Source organism: Rhizobium sp. Rhizsp82 (assembly GCF_047325115.1).
In the GTDB taxonomy this organism is placed as follows: domain Bacteria; phylum Pseudomonadota; class Alphaproteobacteria; order Rhizobiales; family Rhizobiaceae; genus Rhizobium.
Window position 1 is genome coordinate 924284 of the sequence record NZ_CP168570.1, and the last position, 20870, is coordinate 945153.

Here is a 20870-nt window from a genome sequence, read left to right on the forward strand (position 1 = left end):
GGCAGTTTTGCGACTGCCGACCCCCGCTAGCGGGGCTCAGAATAACGGCAACTTGTTATCCTGGATCAGAATATCCAGCTTGTTCGCCACATCCTCGGTCCAGACCACATTGTCCGTCAGCGCCTTCGGGAACAGTCCCGGCAGCGTGAACAGCGCCGCCGAAACCGCGCCGCCGTTGCGCGGCACATCGACGAGCAGCGTGGCGATCTCTTCAGCGCGGGGGTCGCGCAGTTCGTAGGCCTTGCCGTTGCGGTCGGTGCCGAGTGCGTAGCGCATCCAGGCGGCGACGGCGATGGCGTAGGTCTCGGCCTGGCTGCCGCGGGCGAGTGCTTCCGTTGCCGGTTCGAGCAGACGCTGCGGCAGTTTCTGCGTGCCGTCCATGGCAATCTGGTAGGTGCGGTGGGCGATCGCCTTGTTTGCAAAGCGGGCTATCAGCTCGTCCGCATAGTGCTCCAGATTGATGCCGGGAACCGGATCGAGCGTCTTGGCCGCCGCGTTCATCTGCCGCCGCGCCAGAGCCGCCAACCCTTCGTCGTCCATGACGTCGCGAATATATTCATAGCCGCCTATGTAGCCGAGGTAAGCGAGCAGCGAATGCGCGCCGTTCAGCATGCGCAGCTTCATCTTTTCGTAAGCCGAGACTTCATCGACCATCAGTACGCCGGCCTTGTCCCAGTCCGGGCGGCCATTGGCGAAATGATCTTCGATCACCCATTGCGTAAAGGGCTCGGTCTCGATCGCGGCAAGGTCCTGCCGTCCGGTCAGGCGCTCGGCATCGGCATAGGTCGCGTCGGTGCTGGCCGGTGTGATGCGGTCGACCATGGTCGAGGGGAAGGGCACGTTGGTCTCGATCCAGGCGCGAAGCTCCGGATCGACGCGGCCTGCGAAATCGATGACGAGGCGCTTCAGCACGGCACCGTTGCTCGGAAGGTTGTCGCAGCTGAGCGGCGTGAAGGGCGCAACACCCTTTGCCCGGCGGCGCGCGAGACCTTCGACGAGATAACCGACGACGCCGCGCGGTGCGTGGCGGTTGGCAAGATCGGCGGCAACATCCGGATGCGTCAGGTCGAGGCCGCCGGTGCGAACGTCGAGACCGTAGGCCTTCTCGGTTACCGTCAGGCTGACGATGCGGATCGCCGGATCTTCGAGCCGCGACAGCAGCAGCGCCGGATCGCGCGGCGCCACATGCGCCTTCAGGATCGGGCCGATGACCTCGGCCGTCGTGCCCGACGTGTCGCGGATCAGCACCGTGTAGAGGCCGTTCTGCGCCGTCAGGTTGTCGGCAACGTCAGGCGTGCGCAAGCTCGCGACCTCGATACCCCAGTCGCCGCCGGTGGCGGCGAGTGCTGCATCGGTGAAGGGCGCGAAATGGGCGCGGAAGAAGGCGCCTGGGCCGAGATGCAGAATGCCGGCCTTCAGCTTGCTGCGGTCATAGGCGGGAAGCTTTGCCGTCGGCGCCAGGCCGTTCAGGTCCTTCAGTCGATCGCTCACAGCTTGTAGGCCTTCTTCGCGTTGTCATAGGAGAGTTCGCGCACGACGATCTCGGCGTCCTTCTTGCCGATCCGGTGCTCGGCCGTCAGCTGCGCCAGGAAGCCGCAGGCCTCGCGGCGCCAGACGTCGTGGCGGGCGGGGATCGAGAGCAGGGCACGCGTATCGTCGTTGAAGCCGGCGAGATTGGCAAAGCCGGCAGTCTCGACGACCTGGTCGAGATAGCGGCGGATGCCGTTCGGGCTGTCGTGGAACCACCAGGGCGGGCCGATCATCAGGCATTCCCAATGGCCGGCCATCGGCGCCAGCTCGCGAGCGTAGGTCGTCTCGTCGAGCGTGAAGAGCAGGACGTGAAGGCCAGGCGCATGGCCGTATTTCGAAAGCAGCGCGCTGAGCCCGCCGACCCAGTCGGTGCGGGTCGGGATATCGGCGCCCATGTTCGGACCGCGCGTGGCGAAAAGACCGGAATCGGTGTTGCGGCGCGATCCGGCGTGGATCTGCATCACCATGCCGTCTTCGGCCGAAAGCCCCGCCATCTCGGTCATCATCTGGCCGCGGAACAGCTCGGCATCGGCGGCAGAGAGCGGTCCCTTGAGCGCCTTGTCGAGCAGCGCCTGGCGCTCGCTGGCGGAGAGATCGGCGGTGAAGGCGGTCGGTACGCCGTGGTCGGTCGCTGTGGCGCCGAACTGGCGGAAATAGGCGCGGCGCTTGCGATGCGCGTCGATCATCCCGTCCCATTTGGTGACGTCGCAACCGGTGATCTCGCCGAGCTTGACGAGATTGTCGCGGAAGCCGACAGCATCCGGATCGGTCACGCTGTCAGGGCGGTATGTCGTGCGGACCTTACCGATCCAGCCGTCCTGCTGCATTTTCTGGTGATGCACGAGCGGGTCGAGCGCGCCTTCCGTCGTGGCGATCGTCTCGATGCCGAAGTGCTGGTGCAGGGCGCGCGGGCGGAACTCGGGCTTGGCGAGCTGCTCGTTAATATGGTCGTACAGCGTGTCCGCATTCTCAGGCGTCAGCGGCTCGGTACAGCCGAGCACGGCCGACATTGCGTGGTCGACCCAGAGGCTGGAAGGTGTGCCGCGGAAGAGGTGATATTTCGCGGCGAAGGCGCGCCAGATGTCGCGGCCCTTGGCGACCGGCTTGCCGTCGAGCCGGGGAACGCCAAGCTCGTCGAGCTTCGTGCCGGTGCTGTGCAGCATGCGGAAGAGATAGTGGTCGGGAATGACGAGCAGCGAGGCGGCATCCTCGAAGGGCTTGTCCTCGGCGAACCAGGATGGCTCGGTATGCCCGTGCGGGCTGACGATCGGCAGCGCGCGGACCGTCTCATAGAGATCGCGCGCGATCGTCCGCGTTGCGGGATCGGCTGGAAAAAGCCGGTCCGGATGAAGAAAGCCGTTTCCTACGTCCATCAGATTTCCTCCCTGTTGGCGTAGGGCCTACTCCACCTCAAGGGACACGGCAAGGCCTATCGGTAACCAAACGGTTCACTTTAGAATACGCTATAAGAGGCCCATTGACGCAGCCGTCGCTTTGCGTTTTGGAAGGGCAGCAAACGGCAGGAGAAAGCTATGGCCGAGGATATCAGCCGCATCACAGCGCTCGAAGAAATGGTGGCGCATCAGGCAAAGACGATCGACGAGCTTTCCGACCAGCTTGCCGAGCAGTGGAAGGTCGTGGAGCAGACGCGGGCAAAGCTCGATCGGCTGACGGAACGCTTCCTGTCGCTGGAAGAGCAATCGCTGGAAGCGCCGGCGGTCACCAGGCCACCGCATTACTGAGCGGAAATGAAAAGGGCGCCCGGAGGCGCCCTTTGATCTTAGAGATTGCCGATGCAGAGATATTTCATCTCGAGATAATCGTCGGCGCCGTGGCGCGAACCTTCGCGGCCTAGGCCAGACTGCTTGATGCCGCCGAAGGGTGCAGTCTCCGTCGACATCAGGCCGGTATTGATGCCGACCATGCCGTATTCGAGCGCTTCGGCCACCTTCCAGACCTTCTTCAGATCGCCGGCGAAGAAATAGGCGGCGAGGCCGAATTCGGTGTCATTGGCCTGCTGGATCACTTCCTCGACGGTGTCGAAGCGGAAGAGCGGGGCAACCGGGCCGAAGGTTTCTTCCTTGGCCACCTTCATGCCTTTGGCAATGCCCGTCAGAACCGTCGGCGTAAAGAAGGTGCCGGCACCTTCGATACGCTTGCCACCGGTCAGAACCTTGGCGCCCTTCGAGAGCGCGTCGCTGACATGGTCTTCGACCTTGGCGAGACCCTGTTCGTCGATCAGCGGACCGATCGTCACGCCCGCCGTGAAGCCGTCGCCGACCGACATTGCTTCCACCTTGGCAGCCAGCTTGGCGGCAAAGGCGTCATAAACGCCGGACTGGACGTAGAGACGGTTGGCGCAGACGCAGGTCTGGCCGGCATTGCGGTACTTGGACGCGATCGCCCCTTCGACCGCCGCATCGAGATCGGCATCGTCGAAAACGATGAACGGCGCGTTGCCGCCGAGCTCGAGGCTCACCTTCTTGATCTGGTCGGAGCACTGGCGCATCAGGATGCGGCCGACTTCCGTCGAGCCGGTGAAACTGATCTTGCGCACCTTGTCGTTGCCGCAAAGTTCCTTGCCGATCGCCGGGCCGTCTTCACCGACGATGACGTTGAAGACACCGGCGGGAACACCGGCCTGTTCGGCGAGAACCGCAAGCGCGATCGCCGAAAGCGGCGTCTGCTCGGCGGGCTTCGAAACGACTGTGCAGCCGACGGCAAGCGCCGGAGCGATCTTGCGGGTGATCATAGCCGCCGGGAAATTCCAGGGCGTGATCGTGCCGACGACGCCGACCGGCTGCCTGATCACCAGCATGCGCTTGTCATCAGACGGTGCTGGAATCGTCTCGCCGTAGATGCGCTTGGCTTCTTCAGCATACCATTCGATATAGGCGGCGGCGTAGAGGATTTCTCCGCGTGCTTCCGCGAACGGCTTGCCCATTTCGGCGGTCAGGATGGCGGCCAGCTCGTCGGCATTGGCGACCATCAGGTCGAACCACTTGCGCAGGATGGCGCTGCGGTCCTTGGCAGGCTTTGCCGCCCAGGCGGGCTGGGCTGCATAGGCCGCGTCAATCGCCTTGCGGGTGTCGGCAGCGCCCATGTCAGGCAGCGAGGCCAGCACTTCGCCGGTCGCCGGGTTCAGCACGTCGAAGGTCTTGGTCGCATCGCCCTTCGTCCATTCACCGTTGATATAGCCGGTGTCGCGCAGGAACTGCGAGGAGAAGGGGACGTGTTTCGTCAGTGCAGTCGTGAATGCCATGTCATTTACTCCGAAGGGACGGTTACTTGCCCGCGCTTGCTTCAAGAATGGAGGCTTCGAGGATATCGAGCGCTTCGCCGAAGATATTGTCCTGAATGGTGATCGGGGCAAGGAAGCGAATGACGTTTCCGTGCACGCCGCAGGTCAAAAGGATCAGACCTTTCTCCAGCGCAATCAGGCGCACCTTGTTGGCGAACTCGGCACTCGGCAGCTTGGTTGTCTTGTCGTTGAACTCGACGGCGTTCATGAAGCCCGGGCCGCGGATATCGACGATCTCGGGCGCCCTGTCGCGCAGCGATTCCAGGCGCTGCTTCAAGCGGCCGCCCAGCTGGTTGGCGCGGTTGCAGAGGTCCTCGTCCTTGATGACATCGAGAACGGCGTGTGCTGCAGCGATGCCGAGCGGATTGCCGCCATAGGTGCCGCCAAGGCCGCCGGGGCCGGGCGCATCCATGATCTCGGCGCGGCCGGTGACGGCGGCAAGCGGGAAGCCGCCGGCAAGGCTCTTGGCCATGGTCATCAGGTCGGGAGCGACCTCATGGTGATCCATCGCGAACATCTTGCCGGTGCGGGCAAAGCCGGTCTGCACTTCGTCGGCAATCAGCAGGATACCGTGCTGGTCGCAGAGCTCGCGCAGCGCCTTCGTGAAGGCGGCGGGTGCCGGATAGAAGCCACCTTCGCCCTGAACCGGCTCGATGATGATCGCCGCAACCCGCTGCGGATCGACATCGGCGGCAAACAGCTTCTTCAGCGCTGCGAGCGACTGCTCGGCGGTGACGCCATGCAGCTCGACCGGGAAGGGAACGTGGAAGACGTCGCCCGGCATGGCGCCAAAGCCGACCTTGTACGGCACGACCTTGCCGGTCAGCGCCATGCCCATGAAGGTGCGGCCATGGAAGCCACCGCCGAAGGCGATGACGGCCGAGCGGCCGGTCGCGGCACGGGCGATCTTCACGGCATTTTCGACAGCTTCCGCACCCGTCGTCACGAAGATCGTTTTCTTGGCGAAGTTGCCCGGCGCGATCTCGTTCAGGCGTTCGGCGAGATGCACGTAGGTTTCGTAGGGAACGACCTGGTGGCAGGTATGGGTGAAGTGATCGAGCTGATCCTTGACGGCGGCGATGACGCGCGGATGGCGGTGGCCAGTGTTGAGAACGGCGATGCCGGCGGCAAAATCGATGTAGCGGCGGCCCTCCTTGTCCCAGATCTCGGCATTCTCTGCGCGATCGGCGTAGATTTGCGTGGTCATGCCGACGCCGCGGGAAATTGCGGCATTCTTCCGGTCCGTAAGAGTGGTTGCGGTCATCGATGCGCTCCTGCGCTCAAAAGGGTTTGTGAATTATCTTGCATAACTTCTGCAAGATATGTAGAAAAGTCCTACATTTTTCCTGCAAGAAATCAAGCGGCATTTTTTGCTTCAAACATCACGCCTTTTGATGGATGCTCGGGACAAGAGATTCTGTCGCGGCAGGATGCATAAAGCACCACGGAATCAGGGATTTATTGGCGAATGAACAATAACGGGCCGGTGCGCTACAAGGTCGCCGAGGCAGCGCGGCTGGCAGGCATCTCTGCGTCCACGGTCCGCCTCTGGGAGAGCCAGGGCTTGCTGGTGCCAGATCGTTCGGAGACCGGCCACCGGCAATATAGCGCCGATGACGTCGCGCGGCTGAAGAAGATTTCCTGGTACCGCGTCGAGCGTGGTCTTAACCCTGCAGCCATTCGCGAAGCGCTGGAAAGCGAAGAGCCGTCCGCCGATACCGGCGAAAGCGGCGGTGCATCGGATATCGGCCGCAGGCTGCGCAGCCTGCGGCACGCCGCCGGCAAGACGCTCGATCAGGTCGCCGGCGATATGGGCATCACCTCGTCGACGCTTTCGACGCTGGAGCGCACCTCGCAGGGCGTCAGTTTCAAGACACTGCATGACCTCGCCGAATATTACGGAACCACGGTCTCGCGCCTGTCTGGCGAGGAAGCCGATGATGCGACCGCCGTCGTCCGCTCCGGCGAATGGCGGACCTGGCCGGAAACAACGCCCGGCGTCACCGTGCAGCTTCTCGCCGAGGGGCGACGGATGATGGATTGCCACCGCTTCGTGCTGGCACCCGGCGCCACCAGCGAAGGCGCCTACCGGCATGAGGGCGAGGAGTTCATGCATGTGCTCTCCGGCCGCCTGGAGCTGGTGCTCGATTCCGATCAGTTCTTCGATCTCGGCCCGGGTGACTCGCTTTATTTCGAGAGCCGCCGCTATCATTCCTGGCGCAACCAGCACGACGGCGAGACGGTGCTGCTCTGGATCAATACGCCGCCGACCTTCTAGGGTCCGAAGGCGAATGCCGGTATCGCCGCCGCTGCCTTTGCGCTATAGCGCCGGAAGAAACACGCGAGGTAAGAGACAGCCATGGCCGCCACCATCCGTTATCACGAAGGCGACATCTCCGCGGCGGATGCCGCTCGCTACAAGGGCGCAATCGCGATCGATACCGAGACGCTGGGCCTCGTGCCGCGGCGCGACCGCCTCTGCGTCGTGCAGCTTTCGCCGGGCGACGGTACGGCCGATGTCATCCGCATCGCTTCCGGCCAGAAGGAAGCGCCGAACCTGACGATGATGCTCGCCGATCCGGCGCGCCAGAAGATCTTCCACTATGGCCGCTTCGATATCGCCGTGCTGTTCCACACTTTCGGCGTCACCACGACCCCTGTCTTCTGCACCAAGATCGCCTCGCGCCTCTGCCGCACCTATACGGATCGTCATGGCCTGAAGGATAATCTCAAGGAGATGCTCGAGGTCGATATCTCCAAGGCGCAGCAGTCTTCGGACTGGGCGGCGGCCACGCTGTCGCAGGCGCAGCTCGAATATGCGGCCTCCGACGTGCTCTATCTCCATGCCCTGCGCGACAAGCTGACCGAGCGCCTGCTGCGCGATGGCCGATTCGATCATGCCACCGCCTGCTTCGAGTTCCTGCCGACCCGCGCCAAGCTCGATCTTCTCGGCTGGGAAGAGGCCGATATTTTCGCGCATAGTTGAGCAAAATCGCATATTTACGCCGGAACGGCCGGGCAGGATTTCGCATCCCGCCCGGCCGTTAGTTTTTCATTAACGGCCAATCGGTAGAATCATCATCAATTTTTAAGCATTCGGCGGCGCGATGACGCGCCAAGCGGGCGGGAGGAGCCGCGCGGGAATGCGAAGGGCCGGATGAGCACGGTCTTCCTGTCCTCTGCTTCGATTGTCACTTGCGAAAGTAGGAGCATGCCATGTTGACTCCGGTTCGTGCAGCGTCAAATACGAGTCTCTCTTCCAACGGCCAGTCTGTCGCGATCGTCGCGAGCGGTCTTGCCCGTTCCATCGTTGCCCCGGCCCCGGTTCAGGCCGTCGAAGGCTCCGATCTGAATTCGGCAATCGCCGGCAAACTCAACCTGCTTCTGGCCGCCGCGCGCGAACGGATGTTCGATGCGCTTCTGGATGCGATCAATGCCGCATCCGAAGCCCTGCCGCTGCCGCGTCAGGACGGCGAGACCAATCTCGCCTTCGCCGCCCGCCTCGCGGATACGATCCAGAAGCTTCCGGCCGCCCGCATCAACGAGATCGAAACGCAGCTTGCTGCCGACGGCCACACGCTGCCGCTGCGGCTGATCGCCGAGGCGTTAAGGAACCCGGCCGGTCCGGAAGCCGCGCGCGTCGTCGCTTATCTCGAAACCATCCGCTACAAGGATCGCGATCTTGCCGCTCGCGCGGTCGTGCGCTCCTATCGCCAGAACGATGCCTCGCCACTGCGCCCCGAGCAGCGGCCGGATATCGTTCTGCAGGAAGACAGCATCCTGCCGCAGCCGAAGGGCGATACCGTCCCGGCTCGCGAGACGCAGGCCCAGGCACCTGCCCGGCAGACGGCTGAACCGGCCGCCCAACTGCCGCTCGCAGCCCTCTCCTCTTTGCCCGTCGAGACGATCGAGGAGATCGCCGCCGAGCCGGAAATGGCGGGCGAGATGCTGCAGGTCGAAACCGCGGATGAGGTAATAGAAGCTAAGGAGCCTGCTGCCGAAGAACCGCAGCAGCTTGCCGAAGCCGAAACACATCAAACTGCGCCGATGGTCGTGAAGGATCGCGCTGAGCCTGTGATCCCGAAGATCTGGCCCGCCGTCCTGGCATCGATCACCGAGGAAGCCTCAGAGCTCCTGGTCGCCATCATCGGCGAGCAGGAAGTGGCGACGCTGCTCGATGCGCTGGCCGCTGAAACCGACGATCCCGAAGCCATGCCCGAGCAGGCAATGAGCGACGAGATGAAAGAGGCGGTGGATGGTCCGGAACATGCCGCCACGCAGAAGCAGACACAGCCAGCAGATGCCGCTGCGGCACGCGCTGTCGCCGCCGACGCTGCCCAGATCGCCCGCCAGCAGAAGGAAATTGCCGCGCAGCCGCAGGTACTTCCCTCCGATCTCACCGAGATGGCGCAAAAATCTGGTCTCCTGCGTCCAGCCGATGGCGTCGGCTACGTGGCGACGCCTTATCACTTCGCCAAGGACGGCGCCGAGCGCCGCGATCCGCAGATGCATCGCAGCGATTATGAGGGCGGTGCCGGCGACGATGAGCAGGAAGCCCAGTCGGGCGAAGAACAGCAGTCCGCCGGCCAGCAGGAACAACAGCGTCCGCAGGGCAGGGTGCCCGCCGATCTGCCGGAGATCGAGGCGCGCCCGGAAGAGCCGCGTGTCGCCGATCCGGTTTTCGCGCTCTACCAGCGCATGGTCGGCTGGGAATAACGGCGCTTTAAGAAATCAGGACAAAGAAAAACCCGCCGGAGCGATCCGGCGGGTTCTTTATTTCAAAGCTTGTAGCGATTACTCGCCGCGGTTCTTCAGAGCCGCGCCAAGGATGTCGCCGAGCGAAGCGCCGGAGTCGGACGAACCGAACTGAGCGACGGCTTCCTTCTCTTCTGCGATTTCCAGAGCCTTGATGGACAGCATGATCTTGCGGTCCTTCTTGGAGAAGTTGGTGACGCGGGCGTCAACAACCTGGCCAACCGAGAAGCGTTCCGGACGCTGGTCGTCGCGGTCGCGTGCGAGATCTGCACGGCGGATGAACGAGGTGATGTCTTCGTGCTCGACGAGCTTCACTTCGATGCCGCCATCGTTGACTGCGGTGATTTCGCAGGAAACGACTGCATTCTTGCGCAGGTCGCCAGAGGCAGCGGCGTCGCCAACTGCATCCTTGCCGAGCTGCTTGATGCCGAGCGAGATGCGCTCCTTTTCGACGTCAACATCGAGAACGACAGCCTTGACGACATCGCCCTTGTTGAACTCTTCGATGACCTGTTCGCCCGGACGGTTCCAGTCGAGATCAGAGAGGTGCACCATGCCGTCAACGTCGCCGTCGAGGCCGATGAACAGGCCGAATTCGGTCTTGTTCTTGACTTCGCCTTCGACCTCAGTGCCAGCCGGATGGTTGCGGGCGAATGCTGCCCACGGGTTTTCCAGCGTCTGCTTGAGACCGAGCGAGATACGGCGCTTGGACGGATCGACTTCGAGAACGACGACTTCGACTTCCTGGCTCGTGGACAGGATCTTGCCGGGGTGTACGTTCTTCTTGGTCCAGGACATTTCCGAGATGTGGATCAGGCCTTCGATGCCCGGCTCCAGCTCGACGAACGCACCGTAGTCGGTGATGTTCGTGACGGTACCGGAAATCTTCTTGCCTTCCGGGTATTTGGCCTGGATGCCATCCCACGGATCCGACTCGAGCTGCTTCATGCCGAGCGAGATGCGGTGGGTTTCCTGGTTGATGCGGATGATCTGAACCTTGACCTGCTGGCCGATGTTCAGGATCTCCGACGGATGGTTGACGCGGCGCCATGCCATGTCGGTGACGTGCAGCAGGCCGTCGATGCCGCCGAGGTCAACGAACGCACCGTAATCGGTGATGTTCTTGACGACGCCGTCAACAACCTGGCCTTCTTCGAGGTTCTGAACGATTTCAGAACGCTGCTCGGCACGGGATTCTTCCAGAACCGTACGGCGCGAAACCACGATGTTGCCGCGGCGCTTGTCCATCTTGAGGATTTCGAAGGGCTGCGGGTTGTGCATCAGCGGGGAAACGTCGCGGATCGGACGGATGTCGACCTGCGAACGCGGCAGGAAGGCGATCGCGCCGTCGAGGTCGACCGTGAAGCCGCCCTTGACCTGGTTGAAGATCACGCCTTCAACGCGCTCACCAGCTTCGAACTTGGCTTCGAGCTTGATCCAGCTTTCTTCGCGGCGAGCCTTCTCGCGCGACAGAACAGCTTCGCCAAGTGCATTTTCGATGCGCTCGACGTAAACTTCGACTTCGTCGCCAACCTTCAGCGAACCGTCCTTGGCACGTGCGCCGAATTCCTTGAGCGCGATGCGGCCTTCGACCTTCAGGCCGACGTCAACAACGGCAACATCCTTTTCGATGGCCGTGACGATGCCCTTGGTGACATAGCCTTCAGCCAGATCGTTCTTGGCAAAGGATTCTTCGAGAAGGGCCGCGAAATCCTCGCGAGAGGGAGTAGCTACTGACATAAAATCTCCTGCGTGGCCTTCGATAGCTTCAAGGCTCACGTATGCGCCGGTTGGTTCGTGTTGAACAGGCCTGAACCCAGTCCGCTTCCTCGAAGGAAGCAATCCGGCGCTTGGACGGAATTTCAGGCTTTCTCAAAAGCATCTCGCGGCGCAAAGCGCAGAAAGCGTGCTCGAATTCAGTTATTTCGGTTCAAGGCCGCGTCGATCAACGATTTCGCAGCTTGAAACGCGGCCTCTATACTCATTTCCGACGTATCAAGCAAGTGCGCGTCTTCGGCTGGTTTCAAAGGGCTGTCGGCCCTTCCCATGTCCCTTTCGTCGCGCCGCTTCACATCCTCGAAAATCGCCTCGAAATCGGCCGTCGTTCCCTTGGCGGTGATTTCGTCGTAACGGCGCCTTGCGCGCACCTGCGCAGAAGCGGTCACATAGAGCTTCACCGGAGCGTCCGGGCAGACGACGGTGCCGATGTCACGGCCGTCGAGCACGGTTCCCGGCGCCTTCTGCGCAAACCGCTGCTGCGCTTCGACCAGCGCGCGGCGAACTGCGGGCATTACGGCAATCTTCGAGGCAGCTTCGCCGATCTCGTGTTTCGACAGGATATCGCGATCGAGGCCGCCGAGTTCAACCTCGCGGGCGATCTTTTCTGCCACCGCCTCGTCGTCGAGCGGCAGGCCGGCATCGAGAAGCGCCTTGGCGGTCGCCCGGTAGGTCAGTCCGGTATCGAGATGGTGAAAGCCGTATTCATCGGCAATCCGGCGCGAAAGCGTGCCCTTGCCGGCCGCAGCCGGGCCGTCGATGGCAATCGTGAATGTCGTCTTCAATGGTTTCCTTCCAGCCCGCCATAGCGTTTGACGAGCTCGATCATGTCTTGTTGGCCGCCAGCCGCGTCCAGTCCGGCAGCAACGCCTTCGCGGTCGGCAACGGGACGGTTCTGGCTTACCTTCCACTTGCCTTCAAGCGCAGTGATCTCGATTTCGATGCCGATGATGCCCTTCATCTGCGCACGGATGAAATCGTCGGGCGCATCGGCAACCGCCCATGGCTTCTCGCGGCTGGCCTCATGCTGGCCGGTGAGTGCGTTGATCTGCGACAGCAGCCAGCCGGCATCGTCGATGACGCGGGCCGCACCGCGCGCCTGGACGATCGCGTAGTTCCAGGTCGGCACGACCTTGCCGGTCTCCTGCTTGGTCTTGTACCAGGACGGCGTCACATAGGAGTTGGCGCCCTGGAAAACGGCGAGAATGTCAGCGCCGTCAGCGATGTCGCGCCACTGCGCATTCGCTTTCGCCAGGTGCAGCCGCAGCGTTCCCTTCTCCGATGCTTCGGCATCGATATGAAACGGGACAGGATTGGCGATCAGCCCGCTTGCCCCGGCTGTGATCAGCAGACCCAGCGGATGGGCGCGGATCAGCGCCTGCTGCGTTGCCAGGTCCTCTTCGCGGAAATGGGGCGGCTGATACATGGTTTTCTCGCCGTTTTTGTCGTTTCGGCGTTTCCTAACACACTGCCGCCAGCCGGTCATCCCGTCATCACGGCCACGCCGTGCGCCAGCCGCGAAGTTTCGCTTTGACATAATTGGCCGCAACGATTAAGGGGACCGGCTTATATAAATTCCGAATAGAACGCCGGTTTACACGGCATTTGCCGAATCTAGCATTCGGCCATTCTCACGAGGCTTATAGTGGCGAAAGCGGAACTTGGAACCAAGCGTACCGATCCGGAAACCGGCAAGAAGTTCTACGATCTGAACCGGGACCCGATCGTTTCTCCTTACACCGGCAAATCCTATCCCCTGTCCTTCTTCCAGGAAACCTCGGCCGCCGCTGCTGCCGAGCTGAACGACGAGGACGAAGTTCAGGAAGTCGATACCGAGAACACCGAAGTCGAACTCGTTTCGCTTGAGGACGCCGATGAAGGCGCAAGCGGCGACGACATTCCTGATATGGGCGACGATGACGTCGAGATCGAAGGCGATGACGACGACGATACCTTCCTCGAAGCCGACGAAGACGATGAAGATGACGACATGAGCGACATCATCGGCGTCACCGGCGACGAAGACGAAGTCTGATCCCGCATAATCCACGGCCCGGACAACAAAAATTCTCCGGGCCGTTTTTTTGGCTTGCCATCTGCGAAAACCGCAAGTAATAAGCCGCCACTCCACCGGGTTAACCCGCTTCGGAGTATCCCAGGACCGGAAAATACCGGACCACCCTGATGGGGCTATAGCTCAGCTGGGAGAGCGCTTGCATGGCATGCAAGAGGTCAGCGGTTCGATCCCGCTTAGCTCCACCAAATTCATTGTTGATTTTCAAATAGTTATTAGAGTTTTAGAGTGCGTGTTTGCGTGCTGATGGCGCCGGGGAAGCACCGGGGAAGCGCGAGAAGTTTTGGCCTCGGTGTGCTAACTCCCCCGAATCCTACGGACTAAAATTTGTGTCCGGGAGCCAACCAATCGACTATCGCGTTGTTATGACTCGAATTTTCTCGAAAAAAGATTAGCAAAAACAGATACTTGAAAGTTGCCCAACCATGTATTACGATCTGGGAATGAGTTCCAGAGAGATTCGACTTGATTGGGAAAAGCTCCGGACGGCTGTGCGCTACATCATCCAGCGCGCCGGTCACGACGAGTTGGGCGCCGTTAAGCTCCACAAGGTCCTCTACTACACTGACATGCTGTCCTATCTCGAAACGGGTCTGCCGGTCACGGGTTCGCCTTATCGAAAGCGGCCCTTCGGCCCGACGTGCGAGCCGCTCTTGGCCGTCGTAGACGAGCTTGAGCGGGAACACCTCATCTCAGTTTCCGAAACAGACTATCATGGCTATGCAAAAAAGAGCTTCGCCTCCACCAGCGATAGCCCAACCAACGTTCTAAGCGCGGACGAAAAGAAACTTCTGGATGACATGATCGATTTCGTTTGCCGCAACCACACGGCAAAGACGATTAGCGACTTCTCGCACGACATGGTTTGGCAGATGGTGGATTTCGGCGAGGTAATTCCGTACCATAACGCATTGCATCTGATTCCAAACGAGGTCAGCGCGGATGCGATGGCCTGGGCAAAGACGGAAATAGAGGCTCTTGATAGTTATCGATCGGAACCCTCGAAGCTACAGATGGCGAATCGTGATGTCCGAGCTTTGCGAGCAAGCTTGGCTAAAATGCATGGACATCGGTCGGTTTGACGTCGACGATCTGCAGGACCTTCTGGCCAGCATAGAGAGCGGCCTCCAGTTCAATCCTTATGCCTTTGGTTCACGTCATCCGGCCTACGAGGAGACTGGACTCTACGTTTATAGTTCTCCACCTATCAGACGTATTCCGGCAGTCTACATCCTCTACGACATCAACGAGAAGACTCACGAAGTCAGGTTGTGGGCGTCGCATTTCCCAGCACGGCGTTAAGCCGCCGCGTAGCGGATTTTGCCCTCGTCTATGTGGAGTCCCGTCTCGTGCTCTCTTCCATCTATGACCCAACCGCGCGCGGCACCGGGGGTAATGATGGAGAACGTAATCTCCCCGGATACTAAAGCATGCTGAAGAGCGGCCGACTTGACTCTCGCCCTAGCGTTTGCAGTCTTCGTTCCCCTCGATGGAGGGACAAATGGACGAACCGAAGCGAACGATGAGCCGTGAGGAATTGCATGACTTGGTCTGGTCCACCCCAATGCAAAAGCTCGCCGAGATTTACGGGCTTTCCGATCGGGGCTTGGCGAAGACGTGCGAGCGCTATCTCGTTCCGGTACCCCCGCGTGGCTACTGGGCCAAGATCGACGCTGGACAATCGGCTAAGCGGACCGCCTTGAGAGCCGTCGAGAACACTGCGCTTCACACCGTGCATATTGGTGGCAATCCTGGACGCTCACCGAGCCCATACCTCGAACAGGTCCTCGCAATCGCGCAGCGTGAGATCGAGGATGAAAATCGGGAGCTGGCGAAAAACCTGCTCCAACCTGACGCCACGCCCCATAAGCCCCCGGAGCCGGCAACAGTCCGTACGCCGCCGTCATCTTCATCCCAGCCGCCAGGTAAAATCCATAGGGACATACGCCCATTCCTGTCGGACCTGCGTGCGTGCAAGACAGATCGAGACGGGTTTGTGTATCTGAAATATGTGAAGGTCGCGCCTCGCGACGTTACGAGGGTGGGAAGCTTTTTGAGTGCGCTGGCATTCGAGCTGGAGGCTTATGGCTTTGTCTTCGATCATAAATCCAACCGGATCGGTTTTTCAAAGGACGGTACAACCGTCGACATGGGGATAGAGGCGCCTCGAAAGCGGGTGACCGAAATCACGAAAAACGGCTGGAAACAGTTCAGCTATATCCATGTTGGTCGGCTCAGCTTGCGCATCTACGGATGGGCTGACGGTATCAAGAAGCAATGGGCCGACACAGATACCAAACAGATCGAAGACTCTATCGACAAGGTGGTCGAAAGCTTTCCGATTAATCACGTCGCCGAACGAGAGCGGGACGAGCGAAACCGCCGGGAAGCCGCAGCGGCTGCTCATATGGCCAATCGTCGGGAGATGGCCGAACTCCGTCATAAGCGTGAAGAGAAAAGGCTAGCCTATCTCAGGTGGATAGCGGACGCCCGACGAGAGGTTGCTGACCTTCGAGCTACAATTGCACTGGTCCCGCAGGAGGACGAAATACCAAGAGACTACGCGCGTATGATTGCTTGGGCTCAAGTGCGCTTAGCATCGCTTGAGGCCTTGACCACTGTCGCCCAAATCCAATCGACTTTGATGGAGAAGGAACTTTTCGCGGATCCAGATCCTTTGCATGACCCGGAAGGAGACCCGCCGGCAAAGGCAAATTACTGGGACCGTTGATCGCTCGCTGCACTCCTTGGACGTGTTAACGATATATTAACTTGCAATTTGACGTCGCAATGATTTCTGCGATTTTGGCCGCGGGCAACTGAGGGGTTATCCGTGAAAATCACCTATCTAACGCGATGCTTCGGCGCCGCGGCGATTTCGCTCGCGCTGGCGAGCTGCACTACGACGCAAGCCGACTTCAATAAGAAGCCTTCTGCCGTAAGCAAGGCCGCGCTTTGCAAAACCGCGCTTGAGACCAAAGACCCAGCTTTCCAATTCCAGCTCGTGTCTGAGGTGAACCGGCGTGGCTTAAGCATGCTGGAGTGCGAGCAGATGGTCGCCCAGCAGAGGCAAGCTGCCGCGGCTCTTGTCGCTGTGGCGCTCGTCGGCACTGCGGTGGCGGTCTGCGCCAACAACAACTGCGGTGGCGGCTACTACCCGTCAAGCTACTATCAGGGCAACTGTAGGTACGACTGGCAATACGACGCGGCAGGACACCGTTGCGGCCGGCGCAGCGCCTGGTCCAGACCGGGCGGATACTGAGGAATACGAAGATGAAAACTCGGACAGCATTGGTTCTCTCACTATGCTTGGCGGCTTCACCGGCACTTGCACAGACGTTCGGTGGCAACGACTGCACCGATGACTGCTCGGGTCACAAGGCAGGCTATGAGTGGGCAGAAGAAAACAACGTCACCAGCGAGAGCGACTGCTCGGGGAACTCCTCGTCATTTGAGGAGGGCTGCAAGACATACTTGGAAGATCCGTCCAGGAGCGCCGACTATGACGATGATGGGAATGAGATCGAGGAGTGAACCTCCAGCTTGACCGACTAGAGGCTTTCCCGTAACTGGCCGCGGCCGTGCTCGTTTAGCCATGGGGCGGCATAGGGAGGGCCCGATCTGACGAGAATGGATCGGGCCTTTGCCATATGTATGGGCGAAGAGATAGTAAGCTCTGGCCATCCTCAAGCGTAGAGCGTACGGTGAACCGGGTTCAGCAGCATTCTGCGTCAGCGCGGCGCGGAAGCTGTCATACGCTAATCCAAGGTGACCAGAATGTATTGGTGAACTGCGTCACGCGGTGTATCGCGCTTCCGTGATCTGAAGCTCTTCTAACTGTGGTTTTAGTCAGCACCGCTGATTTTCTTCAGTCTTCCGTTTTCACAGCGCGTTTGCCTTCAAGGTTTGCAATTTCGTCAATGCAGTCCTGAACGGTCGTTTTTATGAGCTCGGCCGCTATCGCCTTGTCGGCACGAGCCGCCAGGTCGTCGGCGATGGTTTCTATGTTTCGTGAGACCCTATCCATCCCCGGCAGACAATGCCGGGCCGTCCATGCCGTTGAATCCGGCAGTACAGCGCCATGGATATCGAGAAGACATATTGACTGGGCAGACCGCGCTAAGCGGATACCGCCGCTCACCCCGCCAGAAGTCGATAGCAGGGCCGCTTTGCACAGGGTAGCTACGATTTTTCGCACAAAACTGGCGTTGGTGTTTAGGCCGTCGGCCAGAGAAGGGCTGGTCGTGCGGATGCCGGCCGCCTCATTCGTGGCAACCGTGACGACTATCTGCAGTGCAGTCGGAAATCGTGTATTCCCCATCGAGGGTGACATAGCATTCAGACATGCGTTAGCAACCGCTTATCACCGGTATGCCTCCAAATAAACTTAGATACGTATCCTCTGGCGACCGCCTGAACGAACGGCCTGTTAGGATTCCATTGGCATAGTTTCACCAGTGAAACGTTGTGCTCGACGATGTTCCGTTCTTTCCAGACGCGCATTCTGGGTGATCAGCCAGTTCTTGAGCGCTACGCGGCAGTCATGTCGCGTGCTGAACGCAAGCTATTTGCACTCATGCAGGCTGGCCGGCAGTGGAAGGGTGACCTTCACCGGACGCTTTATCCTGACTTAGGAATTTCGGCGACGCATCTCGATATGGTCTATCGACAGCTGCTTGCTCGCCTCCGATCGGCACGCGACCTCGGCCGCCTCCATGTCCGGGAACTTGAGATCCGGCTTGCCACTGAGCGCCTTACACTAGACCGACGGAGGCAGGCTCTACGAAAAACAGTTCAGTCACTTGCCAAACTTGGAGCTGAGGAGGCGGCTTTGAGCCGCAAGATACGCGGTCTCCGCCAAACGCTAGGGCCAATGAAGCACCAGGCGCTGCGCATTCGTCCCCTCAAGACGCTTCTCGACGACTGGTATCGCAAACGGCGGCTACTAAATCGTGTGCGCTCGAAACGGCGGAAATTGCTGCGAGGTCTTCATTTCGGGCAGCGCAAAGTGCAGCGGCTGTCACACCGTCTCGACAAGGAGCGTGCGCAGCTTGAAAAGCCGTCGCTGTGCTTCGGCACGCGAAAGGCGTTCAGGGCATGCTTTCTCGGCCCTACTCGTCCCGTCGACGGCGCTGTCCGTTGGAGGTATCTCCGCGAGCGAAGCTTCACAATCGAAGGGGACAGCAGTCGGGAGGGCGGAAACCCGTTCGCCCGGTTGAAGGAACGGCCGGATGGCGCCTTCGACCTGGAACTGCGTCTACCCGTGGCACTTCGCGCGCTTTCGGAGACCACCTACACCGTTAACCGCTACCGTCTTCATACAGTTCTCTTCCGCGGGCTCAGGTTTCCTCACGGCGAAGCTGCTCTCAAGGGCGCCCTGGCTTCCCATCGGCCGATCACGATCAAGTTCATAAGCGATGCAAAGTCCTGGCGCATCATCGCAACGTTGCGCCAGGGGATGCCGGAAGTCCTATCGCTTTCGAACGCCGGCGCAATCGGTGTTGACTTCAATTCTAGCCATGTAGCTGCCGTCGTAGTCGATGAAGCCGGCAACCCGGGCCGGTCGTTGTCGGTGCCAGCCTCAACGCGCGGCAGGTCAGCAACTCAATCGACCGACTTGATACGCAAGAGTGCGGCGCGGCTAGTTTCCGAAGCCAAAGCGGCACGGTTGCCGATCGTTATAGAATATCTGGACTTTTCCTATCGACGTATCGTTGCCGAGAGATGGCGCGGCCCCCCTTACATGCGGTCGCTTTACCGGCTACCCTACGCCAAGTTTCGGGAGGCCATGCTTTCTGCGGCGGCGCGGAACGGCGTGCGTCTCTTCCAGGTGGATTCCCACAATTCTTCTCGTTCCGGCCATCAGCGGTTCGCCCGAAGGTATGGTCTCAGCATTCATCATGCGGCGGCCGTGGTCATCGCCCGTCGTGCGATGATAAAATCCGAACTACGCTCCCTCTCGTCTGGATACAATCCGGGCAAGGCATCCCAGTGGCACCCGACCGCTACCCGTGAGGAAAGGAAGGCATGTATTGGGAAGCCTGGAGGGAGCGTCCATCGGATTGATAGCGGCGGCGCAGCAGGCGCGCAGTCCGTCGGCGGATCTTCGCCGACCCGTCGGGTCCACTGGCTCGATAGCGGGTGAGCCGGAGCACCGGTTCATGGAGTTGATTGGCATCGAAGGATGGTTTCCGGAGATGTCACGCCAGTCGGGAGGTCACGGCAATCCTCCTGCCGCGGGAATGCGAACTGACGCTGGGTTTCCGGCGCCGAATTACGAGGTTTACACCCCGAGACGCGCAACTATGTGCAGCGGGTTTTGGAGAACTATGAAGTGTATAAGGCTCGGCTGGGGCAGACGCCGGACATCGTGCGCGACCTGGTCGGCGGCCGCTCCTCCTGAGACCGCTTGCAGATTGACGCGCCGGCGCTAACCTCCCTGGCAACAGGGAGATGGCGATGACGACGAATTTCAAGACCGGCTTCGTAGCGCAGACGATCACCACGGCCGACGGCCTCACGCTGCATGCCCGGGACTATGGCAGCGCGCATGGAGACGCGCTCCCCGTCATCTGCCTGCCCGGCCTGACGCGCAATTCCCGCGACTTCCACCAGTTGGCGATGATCCTCTCGAACGATCCCCGACCCCCCCGCCGCGTCATCGCCTTGGACTATCGCGGCCGCGGACAATCGGATTGGGATCACAACAAGACCAACTACAACATCGCCGTCGAGGCGCAGGATGTGCTTGCCCTCTGCGAGACCCTCGGCATCCACCGCGCCATCTTCATCGGCACCTCCCGCGGCGGACTGATTCTGCATCTGATCGCAGTGATGAAGCCGGAGCTATTGGCGGGCGTGGTGCTGAACGACGTCGGGCCGGTGCTTGAAGTCGAAGGGTTGCGGCATATCCAAAACTATCTCGGCCATGCCAGAGCGCCCCATGATTGGGACGATGCAGCGGCCATCCTGCAGGAGTTACACGGCAAGGCGTTTCCGGCGCTCGGCACCGATGACTGGCGGGAGATGGCGGAGGCGCTCTACCGCCGCGATGGCGACCGGATCGTCAGCGATTTCGATCCGGCGATTGCGGAAGCGATGATTGCGGCGGATCTCACAAAACCGTTGCCGGATATGTGGGCGCAATTCGAGGCGATGAGACTGGTGCCGTTGCTGGTCGTGAGGGGTGAGAACTCGACGCTGCTGTCGGAAGAGACGGTCGGGGAGATGGTGAAGCGGCATCCGAACAGCGGGGGGCTAATCGCCGCCGGGCAAGGGCATGCGCCGTTGCTGCATGTCGATGGGGTTGGCGAGCACGTCGTGCAGTTCGTCAATGCCTGCGGATAGACGAACAACGCCCTTTTCTAACGAACTACCCCAGCAACACCCGCAATACAAAAAGCCCGGCTCAGAGAGCCGGGCTTTCCTGATGAG

At 60.7% G+C, this 20870-nt stretch carries 19 protein-coding genes and 1 tRNA gene; 12 read left to right on the top strand and 8 right to left on the bottom strand.

The window, feature by feature from the left end; genetic code table 11:
- Positions 1-36: 36 nt before the first annotated feature.
- On the bottom strand, positions 37-1491 hold the full coding sequence (locus ACEN84_RS09115) for a mannitol dehydrogenase family protein (RefSeq protein ID WP_413710631.1): 1455 nt from the start codon (positions 1489-1491) through the stop codon (positions 37-39).
- A complete protein-coding gene (gene uxaC / locus ACEN84_RS09120; RefSeq protein ID WP_413710632.1) occupies positions 1488-2903 on the bottom strand; it encodes a glucuronate isomerase in 1416 nt (471 codons plus the stop codon). The genes ACEN84_RS09115 and uxaC overlap by 4 nt, the downstream gene beginning before the upstream one ends.
- Before the next feature lie 159 nt (positions 2904-3062).
- Here uxaC and ACEN84_RS09125 point away from each other — a divergent pair, with 159 nt between their 5' ends.
- Complete coding sequence (locus ACEN84_RS09125; protein ID WP_112714278.1) at positions 3063-3272, top strand: SlyX family protein; 210 nt, start codon at positions 3063-3065, stop codon at positions 3270-3272.
- A gap of 38 nt (positions 3273-3310) precedes the next feature.
- Here the strand turns inward: ACEN84_RS09125 and ACEN84_RS09130 are convergent, their stop codons facing one another.
- The gene (locus ACEN84_RS09130; RefSeq protein WP_413710633.1) at positions 3311-4792 is read right to left on the bottom strand and encodes an NAD-dependent succinate-semialdehyde dehydrogenase; all 1482 of its coding nucleotides are present in this window, start codon (positions 4790-4792) and stop codon (positions 3311-3313) included.
- Between the two features lie 22 nt (positions 4793-4814).
- Positions 4815-6095 (bottom strand): 4-aminobutyrate--2-oxoglutarate transaminase, encoded by a 1281-nt coding sequence (locus ACEN84_RS09135; protein WP_413710634.1) that lies wholly within the window; start codon positions 6093-6095, stop codon positions 4815-4817.
- A gap of 204 nt (positions 6096-6299) precedes the next feature.
- Between ACEN84_RS09135 and ACEN84_RS09140 the strand changes: the two genes are divergently transcribed.
- The 3 genes from ACEN84_RS09140 (at position 6300) to ACEN84_RS09150 (ending at position 9547) form a co-directional block, all read left to right on the top strand.
- Positions 6300-7109 (top strand): MerR family transcriptional regulator, encoded by an 810-nt coding sequence (locus ACEN84_RS09140; protein ID WP_413710635.1) that lies wholly within the window; start codon positions 6300-6302, stop codon positions 7107-7109.
- Between the two features lie 81 nt (positions 7110-7190).
- Positions 7191-7817 (top strand): ribonuclease D, encoded by a 627-nt coding sequence (locus ACEN84_RS09145; protein ID WP_112714270.1) that lies wholly within the window; start codon positions 7191-7193, stop codon positions 7815-7817.
- A gap of 230 nt (positions 7818-8047) precedes the next feature.
- The gene (locus ACEN84_RS09150; protein WP_413710636.1) at positions 8048-9547 is read left to right on the top strand and encodes a hypothetical protein; all 1500 of its coding nucleotides are present in this window, start codon (positions 8048-8050) and stop codon (positions 9545-9547) included.
- A 78-nt stretch (positions 9548-9625) separates the two neighbouring features.
- Here the strand turns inward: ACEN84_RS09150 and rpsA are convergent, their stop codons facing one another.
- The 3 genes from rpsA to ACEN84_RS09165 form a co-directional block, all read right to left on the bottom strand.
- Positions 9626-11326, bottom strand: coding sequence for a 30S ribosomal protein S1 (rpsA, locus tag ACEN84_RS09155; RefSeq protein WP_112714266.1), 1701 nt, complete (start codon positions 11324-11326; stop codon positions 9626-9628).
- A 176-nt stretch (positions 11327-11502) separates the two neighbouring features.
- On the bottom strand, positions 11503-12147 hold the full coding sequence (cmk, locus tag ACEN84_RS09160) for a (d)CMP kinase (RefSeq protein WP_413710637.1): 645 nt from the start codon (positions 12145-12147) through the stop codon (positions 11503-11505).
- Positions 12144-12788 carry an FMN-binding negative transcriptional regulator gene (locus ACEN84_RS09165; protein ID WP_413710638.1) on the bottom strand — a complete coding sequence of 215 codons (645 nt, stop codon included), beginning with the start codon at positions 12786-12788 and terminating at the stop codon, positions 12144-12146. The genes cmk and ACEN84_RS09165 overlap by 4 nt, the downstream gene beginning before the upstream one ends.
- Before the next feature lie 219 nt (positions 12789-13007).
- Here ACEN84_RS09165 and ACEN84_RS09170 point away from each other — a divergent pair, with 219 nt between their 5' ends.
- The 6 genes from ACEN84_RS09170 (at position 13008) to ACEN84_RS09195 (ending at position 16970) form a co-directional block, all read left to right on the top strand.
- The gene (locus ACEN84_RS09170; RefSeq protein ID WP_112714260.1) at positions 13008-13397 is read left to right on the top strand and encodes a TIGR02300 family protein; all 390 of its coding nucleotides are present in this window, start codon (positions 13008-13010) and stop codon (positions 13395-13397) included.
- 151 nt (positions 13398-13548) lie between these two features.
- Positions 13549-13624: transfer RNA gene (locus ACEN84_RS09175), tRNA-Ala, on the top strand.
- A 237-nt stretch (positions 13625-13861) separates the two neighbouring features.
- Positions 13862-14518 (top strand): type II toxin-antitoxin system antitoxin SocA domain-containing protein, encoded by a 657-nt coding sequence (locus ACEN84_RS09180; RefSeq protein ID WP_413710639.1) that lies wholly within the window; start codon positions 13862-13864, stop codon positions 14516-14518.
- 419 nt (positions 14519-14937) lie between these two features.
- Positions 14938-16167 carry a hypothetical protein gene (locus ACEN84_RS09185; RefSeq protein ID WP_413710640.1) on the top strand — a complete coding sequence of 410 codons (1230 nt, stop codon included), beginning with the start codon at positions 14938-14940 and terminating at the stop codon, positions 16165-16167.
- A 102-nt stretch (positions 16168-16269) separates the two neighbouring features.
- A complete protein-coding gene (locus ACEN84_RS09190) occupies positions 16270-16698 on the top strand; it encodes a hypothetical protein (RefSeq protein ID WP_413710641.1) in 429 nt (142 codons plus the stop codon).
- Positions 16699-16709: 11 nt separating this feature from the next.
- Positions 16710-16970, top strand: a complete 261-nt coding sequence (locus tag ACEN84_RS09195) for a hypothetical protein (protein ID WP_413710642.1) — start codon at positions 16710-16712, stop codon at positions 16968-16970.
- A 334-nt stretch (positions 16971-17304) separates the two neighbouring features.
- On the opposite strand, the gene ACEN84_RS09200 is transcribed toward ACEN84_RS09195, so the two are convergent.
- A complete protein-coding gene (locus ACEN84_RS09200) occupies positions 17305-17757 on the bottom strand; it encodes an Rrf2 family transcriptional regulator (protein ID WP_413710643.1) in 453 nt (150 codons plus the stop codon).
- A 156-nt stretch (positions 17758-17913) separates the two neighbouring features.
- Here ACEN84_RS09200 and ACEN84_RS09205 point away from each other — a divergent pair, with 156 nt between their 5' ends.
- Entirely contained in the window at positions 17914-19581 is a 1668-nt protein-coding gene (locus ACEN84_RS09205; protein WP_413710644.1) for a hypothetical protein, read from the top strand.
- Between the two features lie 314 nt (positions 19582-19895).
- The gene (locus ACEN84_RS09210) at positions 19896-20783 is read left to right on the top strand and encodes an alpha/beta fold hydrolase (RefSeq protein WP_413709158.1); all 888 of its coding nucleotides are present in this window, start codon (positions 19896-19898) and stop codon (positions 20781-20783) included.
- Positions 20784-20870 lie beyond the last annotated feature (87 nt).